Raw genomic sequence first — 11194 nt, forward strand, 5'->3', positions numbered from 1 at the left:
TCAAGCCAGCCATTCGGCCGCGCGACGCCGGCCGCGGACCGTATGGACGTATTCCAGACGGCATGCGCCTTACGACAGGCGGATGGAAATCTCGGCTGCCAGTCCGTGAACGAAAGGCGGGAAGATCATGTTGGCGTGGTTCCCGTCGACTTCGACCACTTCGAGCTCCGGCACCTTCGGCCGCCATGTTTCGACGGGATCGACGAGATCCCGTTTGGCCGACTCCCACGACTTGAACAGCACGACGGGAAAATCGACCACGGGCGGCACGTAGCGTTCGTAGGCGACGAGCGCGAGGTCCTTGACCACCTTGATCCTGTCGTCGAGTGAGGATTCGTAATAGCGCGTGAATTCGGCACCGTAGGTGAATTGGCCTATCAGGCGGCGGATCAGCGGGCGCACGATATTGAGCAGTGTCTGCCAGCGCTGCTCCGACGGCGCCTCGAATAGTCCCAACACGCGCAACTGCGAACGCCGGGCCACGTATCGCAATCGTGTCTTCAACGACCAGTGTCGTTCCACGACGTTAGTGTCGATGAGGCCGACCAATCCAAGCTTTCGATTGTCCGAGCGCAGGGCCCTCGCCATCTCGATCGCGATCTCGCCGCCCATCGAGTATCCAACGAGATTGACCGGCTCGGCGGGATCGCCGGCGAGGTGCCTGACGTACCAGGCCGCCGTCGCCTCAATCGACTCGAAGCGCGGTGTGTCGCCCTCGAAGCCGGGCGGCTGAAAACCCCAGATCTTGCCGGGGAATGATGACGACGCCCGCGCTAGCGCCACGACTTCAAACAGAGTCCCGCGAACGCCGGCAATCAGATAGAGCGGCGGGCGATCGTCGCCACCCTTCAGCAGCAGCAACGGCGAGGGCTCGGGCCACCGATCCGTCGCGATCGCCTCCGCAATGGCCTCCGGCGTGCCCAGTCTCAACGCGGTGCCGATCGGAATCCTCTTGCCCAGCGACCATTCAATCTCATCCAGCAAACGAACCACCCGCCTCACGCCGATCCCTATGTGGCGAAGATCGGCATTCGCCTGCTGTCCCTTCGGACCCGTCGTGCGCTCCCAGATCGCGAGGACCGTCTCCTTGACGGAAAGTGATTGCCGTATCGGCGCCGACCCGACCCGTGCGTTGGGTGTCATTGCGTCGCTCATCATCGCATCCTTTTGCCGGCAAACCGTCCAGCCATCCCGCCGGTTTGCGCGGCCCCAGCCCGTCCGTCGCGATGCTCCCGGCGAGCCCCGCAAGTGTTGCCAGCGCACCGTGATGGCAGCCCTCATTGACAGTCTGATGAATCCGGCCGTGCCGGGAGCGCCGCTCGGCGCAATCCTTGATACGGCAGCGATCATTTTGGTATCGCTTATCCATCCATATGTCGTATGCATCATATCCGGATGTGAAGCCTTCAATGAAATCATCATTGCGCATTCTCGAGATCATAGCATCGGTCGACCCGCGCGGCGGCGGGGCGATCGAGGGCCTGTTGCGCCAGGCGGAGGCCCGGCGCGCGTACGGAATGGACACGCACATCGTCAGCCTCGACGGCCCGGACGACCCCTGGGTCCGCGAATGTCCGGTGCCGACCTTCGCAGTTGGGAGCGGCATGCTGAGCCGTCCATCCGGGCCTTTCAACTGGCTGTGGACCCACTACGGCTATGCGCCCAAATTCTCGCCGTGGCTCAGAGCGCATGCCGGCGACTACGACATCGCGGTGGTCAACGGACTTTGGAATCATTCGAGCTTCGGAGCGCGGCAGGTTCTGCCACGATCCTGCATTCCCTACGTCGTATTTGCCCACGGCATGCTGGATCCATGGGCGCGCGGAGGCCTGAAGCATGCGATGAAGCAGGCGCTCTGGGCCTTCTCCGAGGGCCCGCTGCTGAAGAATGCAGACGCCGTGCTGTTCACCACCGAAGACGAAATGATACGGGCCCGCAATACGTTCTGGCCCTACCGTGTCCGCGAGCGGATCGTCGGCTATGGGACTGCGGACATCCAGGGGGATTGCCAGCAGCAGATCAGCGCCTTCCGCGGATCCTTACCTGCTCTTGGCGACCGGCCGTTCCTGCTGTTTCTCGGTCGTATCCATCCCAAGAAAGGTTGCGACCTCTTGGTCACGGCGTTTTCCAGGATCGCCGCCGAGCATCCCGAACTTGATCTCGTCATCGCGGGCCCGGATCAGATCGGATGGCGGGGACAACTCGAGGCCCAGGCACGAGCGGCCGGCATTGAACGTCGTATCCATTGGCCGGGCGCGGTGTTCGGCGACGTCAAATGGGGCGCCCTGCGCGCCTGCGATGCTTTCGTGCTGCCGTCGCATCAGGAGAACTTCGGTGTTGCGGTCGCGGAGACGCTTGCGGCCGGCAAGCCGGTCCTGATTACCGACAAGGTCAATATCTGGCGCGAGGTCAAGTCGGACGCCGCCGGACTGATCGCAACGGATGACGCCGCCGGCGTCTGCGACATGTTGGCGCGCTTCGTTTCGATGCCTCAGTCCGCAAGGACTGTTATGGGCGCGGCCGCCCGCGACTGCTTCTTGCGCCGCTTCGAGATCGGCATCCCGGCCAGGCAGCTTGGCCGCCTGCTCTCCGAGATCGCGATGGCTCACGGTCGGACAATCGAAACGGCCAAGGCGATGTTGTGAAAGGCAACGCCATAACTGTCATTGCCGTCGACATTGCTGACCGCCGCTCCCACCTTCGGCCCGGCGAAGCCTGCACGCGGTCAGGCCGCGCGGCGCGAATTCACGTAGAGGCTGTCGGCAACGTTGAGCAGACCGGGAAGCGCCCTGGACACACCGCGCAGGGCTTCCGATGCGTCGACGACCAACCTCTTCGAGAGCGGCAAGAACTTCCGATCAGATGCCTGAACGCCAAGCCCGAAGAAGCCGTCGATGCTGAGCTCACTCGGGCCGAAGCTCGAGGCGAACAGGTTTCGGAGATATCCGGGTGAATAATACCGAACGTCGAAGCCGGTGCCGGACCTGAATCCGCGCCGCGCCTGATGATAGAGGCAACGGATGCCGAACTTGTTCGGCATTTGCATCAGCAGAGACGCATCCTTCTTAGAGACCTTCGCAGCCTCGCGAACAGCGAGCTCGGCGTTCTCGTAGGAGAAGTGCTGCAGCACGCTGTTGGAATAGATGTGGTTGAACGTGCCGGGGGCGAAGGGAAGCCGCAACGCAGTGCCGACCACGAATGTCACGTCGAGCCCCAGCTTCTGCGTCAGACGTTTGGCCGCCAGGACGCCGCCCAGCGATGGATCGATACCGACGACCGAATATCCCTTCCGTGCGGCCGCAATCGACCACCTCCCCCAGCTGCAGCCGATGTCCAGCAACAGGCCCTCACCCTGCGGCAAGCGGATCTGCGGGATAGGCACCTCCTGGAGAGTTCCAGCGAGATCGCCGTACAAGTAGCCATTCGTGGCAATCATCAAGAAGGAAATGACGGGATCGACCTTCTCCTCGCCCGCGCGACGCAAACGCTCCTTCAGCGCCGGCAACTCGTGCGGCAGCACAGCCACGGTCTCGGCCTGGTATGGATCCTCGGGATGCTTGCGCGCCGCCTCGTAGGACGCCTTGACGACCCACAGCGTCGGGTCGTCGGTATTAGACAGCAGCACGGGAACGCCACGAACGATCGGATATTCCCTGCCGGATTTGGATATCAGCAGATCGCCGCGGCGCGTGAGTTCGTCTCCATTCACCGGACAACGAAGGCTCGGTAGAATCTTTTCCAGTGACATTCCATCATTCCTCATTGTCGCTAACGCTGCTTCGCGGCGATGCTCACATATCGTCGGTACCGACGCAGGCGGCCCTGCCTCCGCAAAGGAGATCGAGCCGCATGACGGAGCATCAAGTCGCCGCAGCTTCCTGCGACCTACACACGTCGCGCACGAGCGCCTCATGCTCCGGCTTTGCGACGATGTAATTCCCAAGACACAGCGCATCCAGTCCGGTTCGCACGAAGCAGCTCACGGCCTGCTCCGGCGTGTCGACGATCGGCTCGTTTTCGTTGAAGCTGGTGTTGAGAACGATCGGAATGCCGGACTGCCGTCCGAACGCCTCGATCAAGTCAAAGTACAGCGGGTTCGTCTCGCGCTCGATGCTCTGGAGACGGCCGGTGCCGTCGACATGCGTGATGCCGGGGAGCTGATCGCGCCACTCGGGACGCACTTTCACGACGTGCATCATGAACGGACTGAAGACGTCCTGCTCGAAATACTTCCCGACCTCGTGCCGGACGATGGTCGGCGCGAAGGGACGGAATAGCTCGCGGCGCTTGATCTTGGCGTTGATGAGATCCTTGATGTCCGAGCGGGTCGGATCGCCGAGGATCGAACGGTTGCCGAGGGCGCGCGGCCCCCATTCCGACCGGCCCTGATACCAGCCGATCACGAGACCCGCGCGGATCAGCCGGGCTGCCGCCTCGGGGAGCTCGGCGCGGGAGACCTGATGAACGGGGAAGCCGGACGCTTCCGCGGCCTTACGCACGACGCTGTCCGAATATTCCGGGCCCCAATAAGCGTGCTTCATGTAGAAGCGCTCCGATCTGCCGGCCACGTTGTGCCAGGCCCACATGGCAGCCCCGATGCACAGGCCGTCGTCGGATGCGGCCGGCTGGAGATAGACCTTCTCGAACGGGGTATCACGCAGCAGGCGTGCGTTCGCCACGCCATTGAGCGCACATCCGCCGGCATAGGCGATCTGGTTGCTGCGAACTCGATCGTGAAGCTTCTGGAAGCAATCCATCGCGACGTCCTCGAACCGCACCTGGCACGAGCGGGCAATGTCGCGTTCCCGTTGCGTCAGCTCGTCGCCGCGCTTGCGTGGCGGGCCGAGCCGTTCGATCCATTTGTCGGTGTAGAGCGTGCCCGTCACGATCGCGTTGCGCTCGTCCATTCCGCCGCTCTCGCCGCCCGAATGCATCCCGAGCCATCCGGGTGCAAGACGGAACCAGCCGTCGTCCGGCGAGCTGACGAGGTCGCGCATGAACTCCGCGTGGGTGTTCTCCCCATACGGGGCAAGGCCCATGACCTTGTATTCCTCGCCGAAGCCGTCGAAGCCGATGTACTGGCAGCAGGCGGTGTAAAAGAAGCCGAGGCTGTTCGGCAGCGACACACGATCGAGCACCTCGATGCGACTGCCCTCGCACCGCGCCGCCATCGCACTGACGAAATCGCCGCTGCTGTCGAAGGAAAAGCCGGCGGTAACGCCCTCGAACGGCGAGCAATAATAGGAACTCGCGATATGCGCGATATGATGCTCCACGTTGACGACCTTGGCCCGAAGCGAGCCAGGCGCCACGCCACAGGCTTCCGCAACCCGGTCGGCAGTTCCCTTCTCGGCATTGGCGCGACGCAGATGCTCAGCGACCGCCTGCGCCCCCTGCCGGGGATTTTGCAGGACATACAGCGCCTTGCTCAATCGATTTTGCTGGGTATCGCGAGGCACCGCGATGAAATCGATGTCCTTGGCGCTCACGCCGCCGATCGCAAGGACCGACCTGATCGCGTTCTCCGGGAACGACGGGTCATGCTTGATGCGACGTGCGAAGCGTTCTTCGGCGACGGCGGCGACGACCTTACCGTCCAGGATCAGCGCGGCCGATGCGTCGGCGTGATTGAAATTCAGCCCCAGGATCGCGGTCATCTGCCCACCCGTCTCCTCTGACGCCCGCCGCACGGCTTCGTGCGTCGGCGCGTGTGTTACGCGGAACGTTATGCGCGAGCCCCGGGCACGCACCTCACAATTACCAGCACGCTTTCGGTCCCGGCAACGCGGGCACGGGATACACCAGGTCATATTATGTTACGATGACATGAGAGCATCGCCTTCACATCACAGCGTCATCGAACCTCGTGACGCACGTTGCTGCGCATGCGGCATCGCCGGTCGCGCAAATCTGCGCCTGCCGAGGCTTTCGGCGACATGCACCGCCACGACGACTCCACGTGTTCTGTGAACCTCTTTCTAACTGATGTTGTGATGTCGCCCCGATGTCACAGACCAATGTTAATCGAATGTTAACTGTGAAGCAGCCGCCCGGAGCACCTGCTGACGCGGCGAATATCTATTAAATGACAAGGGATTAGACGGTATATTGCCATGAGATCATTGCGCATTCTGCTGGTGGATCTGGCGTTGGTGTCGATCGCGCTGGTCGCCTCGTCGGTGCTCCGCGAAAATCTCGAGTTTTCGAGCGATCATCTTCTGGCTCTGATCCCCTACGGACTTCTCACGATTTCCACAGCCGCGATCGTGCTGCCATTGTCCGGCGTCACCACGGCGGTGTGGCGTTACAGCTCTCCACAGAACTATCGTGACATCGTCGCTGCGGTCATCGCGATCGTAGCCGGTGCCGCCGTACTGACCTTCATCGCCAACCGGCTCGACGGGGTCTCGCGAGCCCTGCCGCTGCTGCAGGTTCTGATCACCGTCACGCTGATGATCGGGGCGCGGATCGGCAGCCGGCTCTGGCACATGCGGCGCTCGCCGCGCGATTGGCCGCGTGACGTGATCGTCCCTGCTGCCGAATCCGTCCTCCTCGTCGGTGTCAACGAGCTCGCCGAACTCTATCTGCACTGCATCACCCGCTATGCGCGCGATCGCGTGCGCGTTGTCGGCCTCCTGGATGCCCAGGCTCGCCGCGGCCTCTCGCTGCTGTCGCATCGCGTGCTCGGCAGCCCCGAAGACGTTGCCGACGTGGTCCGTACGCTCGAAGTCCACGGCGTCGTCATCACGCGGATCGTGCTCGCGGTTCCGCTGCGCGAGCTGTCGATCCAGGCCCGGGAGGCCTTGTTTGCACTCGAAGCTTCCAACGCGATCCCGCTGGAATTCCTCGACCAGAAATCGCATGGGAACGTCCGAGCCCCGAAGTGGCGCGCGGCGACAATGCGTCGGGGACGCGGGCGCAGACCTACGCATTCAACGCAAAAAGCAACGAGGGCCTGGCGAGTTCGCCCTATCGCACCGTCAAGCGGCTCCTCGACATCGTCCTGGCGACGCTGCTGCTGGTGATGTTGGCGCCCCTGATGGGCCTCGTCGCGATCGTCACGATCGTGGACGTGGGATTTCCGGTGCTGTTCTGGCAGGAGCGTCCCGGGCTCGGCGCCCAGCCGTTCAAGGTCTTCAAGTTCCGCACCATGGCCGCCGCGCATGACGCGCAAGGTCGCCGCAGGCTGGAGTCGCAGCGCATGTCCGCGATCGGCAATGCGCTGCGCCGGACGCGGGTGGACGAGCTGCCCCAGCTGATCAGCATCCTGATGGGCCGCATGTCGTTCGTGGGGCCACGTCCACTGCTTCCGATCGATCAGCCGGCGGATTATTCGGCCCGCCTCCTGGTCCGTCCGGGTCTGACGGGCTGGGCCCAGATCAAGGGCGGACGGGCGATCTCGCCGACCGACAAGGCGGCGCTCGACGTGTGGTACGTCAAGAACATGTCCTTCATGCTCGACCTCAAGATCATGCTCGGCACCGTTCCGATGATCTTGTTCGGCGAGAGAGTCGAGAACGACGCAATCGCGCAGGCATGGCGCGAGCTGGAAAAATCGCAGGCGTAAGGCTGGAACTCACGGAATCACCGCGCTTTCAGTCGTCCCTGGCGCGGATCGTCGCGCGTCGTGAAGGCGACATGTTAACATCATAACATCACTCACAAATTGCCACATCAACCCTCGGATCAAATGTTGTGTCACTCGAGTGCCCCGATATGCGCACGCGACGCGCATGGTGTCTGACCGGGCGCGGCTTGGACCAAGCCCCGAGCGGCAATGACTTCGGGCTGCCGATTGGCCGCCACCTCACCGCACGAAATCACTGAGCAGCCGCCGCCATCATGTCCGACTCCCGCCTCGTCTACATCTGCGATTGGCTTCCGCCCGACTTTGGCGCGGTGGGACAATATTCCGTGCTGTTCGCCCGCGAGCTCGCGCGCGACCGCGGCCTGCATGTCACGCTCGTCGGCCTCACCTCCGGCGAGCTGACCAGTTCGATCGAACGTTTCGACCGCGGCACGCTCGAGATCGTCAAGGTGCCGGTCCCGGCCTACGACAAGGCGAAGACGTCGGCGCGCATCCGCTGGACGGTCGCGACCAACACCAAGCTGCTGCGGGCCGCCCTGCCCTTCATCCGCAAGGCCGGCTCGGTCCTCTTCACCGGAAGCCCACCGCTGTTCCTGCACTGGATCGCACCGCTGAACGTGCTGCTGGGCAAGCGGCTGATCTATCGCATCACGGATTTCCATCCCGAATGCGCGATCGCCGAACGCGGTAGCGCCAGCCTGTTCCTGAAGCTCGTCCTCACCCTCACCCTGTTCTGGCGCCGCCGGGTCGACACCTTCGAGGTGCTCGGCCATGACCAGGCGATGCGGCTCGGCGAGATCGGGGTGAGCAAGGAGCGCATCGTCCTGAAGCGCGATCCCTCCCCGATAGCGATCGGTCCGGACACGCCGCCGCTCGCCCGCCCGGCGCAGACCGAAGGCAAGTTCCTGCTGCTGTACTCGGGAAATTGGGGCATCGCGCACGACACGGCGACATTCGTCAACGCCTATATCCAGCATTACAGGCAGGGATCGGGAACGGTCCTGCTCTGGCTCAACGCCATCGGGAAAGGCGCCGCGACCGTCGCCGAGGCGCTCGACGCGGCCAAGGTGCCCTACATCCGCACCGATCTCGTGCCGCTGGATCAGCTCGCCTCGCTGCTCAGGACGCCCGATGCGCATCTCATCACCTTGAAGAACGCGTTCGTCGGCTACGTGCTGCCGTCCAAGGTCTATGCCTGCGTCGATTCCGATCTACCGGTGATGTTCATCGGCCCCACGGAATCCGACGTTCACCTGCTCTGCGACCAGCGCAAGTCGAGCTCGTACTTCCATGTCGATGTCGGCGACAGTGAGCGATGCACGCAGCTGCTCGAAGATTTCGGTGCGAGCCAGAACGCATCGTCAACAAAGAAACTACGATTGGTCAGGAGCAGCGTATGAAGAAGGCATTGGTCTGCGGCGCAGGCGGGTTCATCGGGTCCCATCTGGTCAAGCGCCTGAAGGCGGAAGGTTTCTGGGTCCGCGGCGTCGACCTGAAATATCCCCGCTTCAGCCCGACCCAGGCCGACGATTTCATCGTCGGCGATCTCAGGGATCTCGCGGTTTGCCACGAAGCCGTCGATACGCGCTTCGACGAGGTCTATCAGCTCGCCGCCGACATGGGCGGTGCCGGCTACATCTTCACCGGCGAGAACGACGCCTCGGTGATGCACAATTCGGCGCAGATCAACCTCAACATCCTCGAGGCCTGCCGCCGCCGCAACAGTTTTCGCATTTTCTACTCGTCGTCGGCCTGCATCTATCCGGAATACCGGCAGCTCGAGGCCGAGAACGCGGGCCTTGCCGAGAGCGATGCGTATCCGGCAGCACCCGATAGCGAGTACGGTTGGGAAAAGCTGTTCAGCGAGCGCCTCTATGCCGCCTACGCCCGCAATCACGGTTTCGAGGTCCGCGTCGCGCGCTATCACAACATCTTCGGGCCCGAAGGCGCCTGGAACGACGGCAAGGAAAAGGCGCCGGCGGCGATCTGCCGCAAGGTCGCGCAGGCCGGCAATCCCGGCGAGATCGAGATCTGGGGCGACGGCGAGCAAACCCGCTCGTTCCTCTATATCGACGAATGCCTCGAAGGCACCATCCGCTTCATGCGCTCGGACTGGGCGGGACCGGTGAACATCGGTTCGGAAGAAATGGTCTCGATCAACCGCCTCGCGGCGATCGCCGCCGAGATCGCCGGCAAGACGATCACCCCGCGCCACATCCCCGGCCCGCTCGGCGTGCGTGGCCGCAACTCGAACAACAAGCTGATCTTCGAGAAGCTCGCCTGGCGCCCATCGCAGCCGCTCGCAAGCGGCATCGCCAAGACCTATGCCTGGATCGACCAGCAGGTCCAGAAGACCCAGCGCCCCAAGGAAGCGCCGAAGCCGGTGGTCCGCCAGCCGGAAATCGTCGCCGCAGAATAACGAACAAAAGAACGGGTTGATGTGGACTGTGCCGCATCCGGGATCGGATGCGGCATTCTTTTGATTCACACGATTGGCTGCGCGTTGGTCCGCGCGAGCGTGGCGTCGCCACACAATTACGCGTACCACAATCGGAACCGATCGATCTGCTCTCGCCGGTTCGCGACGACAAACTCCAGACGAACTTGCGTGCGATTAGTGTGCGACAGCCCGCTCGCGGCTACGCTCGCCCTCTGCCGCGACAATGCGCGGCAGTGGCTGCGCCGGCGCCGGTACCGCGACGTTCGGGTCAAACCCGGTCGCCAGCCGCACCGCCTCGCTCACCGGAATCCGCCGCCGTTTCGCCAACGCCATGACCTCGTCGAGCTTGGCATCGATCAGGGTGCGGTACCAAAAGCCCTGGAGGACGTGGAAATAATAGCCCTGTTTGCCGTCGAGGAAGCCGAGCCGCGCGACATAGCGGTAGAGGAAGAACAACAGCGGCCGCACGCCGCCGGGCAGCTTCTCGTAGACGCGTTCCTTGACGAAGCGCTTGAGCTTGGCCTGCCAGGACGCGCTGTGGCGCTGGATGTCCATATTCTCGCCGAGCAGCCCGCGCGAGGCGAGGATGTCGATCACCTCGCGCGAGGCGTAGCGATTGTGCTTGCTGGTCCACCAGTCGAGCGAGTTGAGGTTCTCGTCGACGAGATCGATGTTCGATCGCACCACCCTGCCGGTGACGATGATGTGCTCGTCCATCCAGCGCTGCTCGCAGGAGCCCTGCCCGGCGCGCCAGAGCCTGAGCTGCCAGCTCGGCTCGATCGCGCCCCATTTGATGCGGCGGCCGAGAAACACGATCTGGCGGCGGACGACGATGCCGCCGACGTCGCGCGGCTGCCGGTCCAAGAGGTCGTGCAGGCCGGCCGCCGATTCCGGCGTGAGATATTCGTCGGCATCGATGCGCATCAGCCAGCCGGTCTTGCCGGCGCAGGCCGAGATCGCCTTGTTGGTCTGGGTCGCATAGTTGATCCAGGGATTTTCGATCACCTCTGCGCCGAGGCCGGCCGCGATCTCCCTGGTGCGGTCCTTGGAGCCGGAATCGACGACGAGGATGCTCGCACACTGACTGCGGATGCTCTCGATGCAGCGCGCGATGTGCTTCTCCTCATCCAGCGTCAGGATGATGGCGTGGATGTCGGTCATCGCGC

The 11194-nt window shown here is 63.4% G+C and carries 9 protein-coding genes; 5 read left to right on the forward strand and 4 right to left on the reverse strand.

Annotation, left to right across the window (positions count from 1 at the left end; genetic code table 11):
• Nucleotides 1-69 precede the first annotated feature (69 nt).
• A complete protein-coding gene (locus WN72_RS28465; RefSeq protein ID WP_092217339.1) occupies nucleotides 70-1422 on the reverse strand; it encodes a thioesterase domain-containing protein in 1353 nt (450 codons plus the stop codon).
• Between WN72_RS28465 and WN72_RS28470 the strand changes: the two genes are divergently transcribed.
• On the forward strand, nucleotides 1410-2645 hold the full coding sequence (locus WN72_RS28470; protein WP_244553804.1) for a glycosyltransferase: 1236 nt from the start codon (nucleotides 1410-1412) through the stop codon (nucleotides 2643-2645). The genes WN72_RS28465 and WN72_RS28470 overlap by 13 nt on opposite strands.
• A gap of 80 nt (nucleotides 2646-2725) precedes the next feature.
• On the opposite strand, the gene WN72_RS28475 is transcribed toward WN72_RS28470, so the two are convergent.
• Complete coding sequence (locus tag WN72_RS28475; protein WP_167380943.1) at nucleotides 2726-3748, reverse strand: methyltransferase domain-containing protein; 1023 nt, start codon at nucleotides 3746-3748, stop codon at nucleotides 2726-2728.
• Nucleotides 3749-3860: 112 nt separating this feature from the next.
• Nucleotides 3861-5657: a carbamoyltransferase family protein gene (locus WN72_RS28480; protein ID WP_092217342.1), complete on the reverse strand. Its 1797-nt coding sequence runs from the start codon at nucleotides 5655-5657 to the stop codon at nucleotides 3861-3863.
• Nucleotides 5658-6113: 456 nt separating this feature from the next.
• Here WN72_RS28480 and WN72_RS28485 point away from each other — a divergent pair, with 456 nt between their 5' ends.
• The 4 genes from WN72_RS28485 to WN72_RS28500 all read left to right on the forward strand — a co-directional run bounded on the left by WN72_RS28485 (nucleotide 6114) and on the right by WN72_RS28500 (nucleotide 10007).
• Nucleotides 6114-7025: a nucleoside-diphosphate sugar epimerase/dehydratase gene (locus WN72_RS28485; RefSeq protein ID WP_143130658.1), complete on the forward strand. Its 912-nt coding sequence runs from the start codon at nucleotides 6114-6116 to the stop codon at nucleotides 7023-7025.
• Entirely contained in the window at nucleotides 7025-7567 is a 543-nt protein-coding gene (locus tag WN72_RS28490; protein ID WP_092217344.1) for a sugar transferase, read from the forward strand. The genes WN72_RS28485 and WN72_RS28490 overlap by 1 nt, the downstream gene beginning before the upstream one ends.
• 275 nt (nucleotides 7568-7842) lie before the next feature.
• Nucleotides 7843-8988: a glycosyltransferase family protein gene (locus WN72_RS28495; RefSeq protein ID WP_092217345.1), complete on the forward strand. Its 1146-nt coding sequence runs from the start codon at nucleotides 7843-7845 to the stop codon at nucleotides 8986-8988.
• Nucleotides 8985-10007, forward strand: coding sequence for an NAD-dependent epimerase/dehydratase family protein (locus WN72_RS28500; protein ID WP_092217346.1), 1023 nt, complete (start codon nucleotides 8985-8987; stop codon nucleotides 10005-10007). Before WN72_RS28495 ends, WN72_RS28500 begins: the two co-directional genes overlap by 4 nt.
• Before the next feature lie 195 nt (nucleotides 10008-10202).
• Here WN72_RS28500 and WN72_RS28505 read toward each other — a convergent pair whose 3' ends face one another.
• The gene (locus tag WN72_RS28505; protein ID WP_092217347.1) at nucleotides 10203-11189 is read right to left on the reverse strand and encodes a glycosyltransferase family 2 protein; all 987 of its coding nucleotides are present in this window, start codon (nucleotides 11187-11189) and stop codon (nucleotides 10203-10205) included.
• Between the last annotated feature and the right edge of the window lie 5 nt (nucleotides 11190-11194).

Source organism: Bradyrhizobium arachidis, assembly GCF_015291705.1.
Taxonomy (GTDB): Bacteria; Pseudomonadota; Alphaproteobacteria; order Rhizobiales; family Xanthobacteraceae; genus Bradyrhizobium; species Bradyrhizobium arachidis.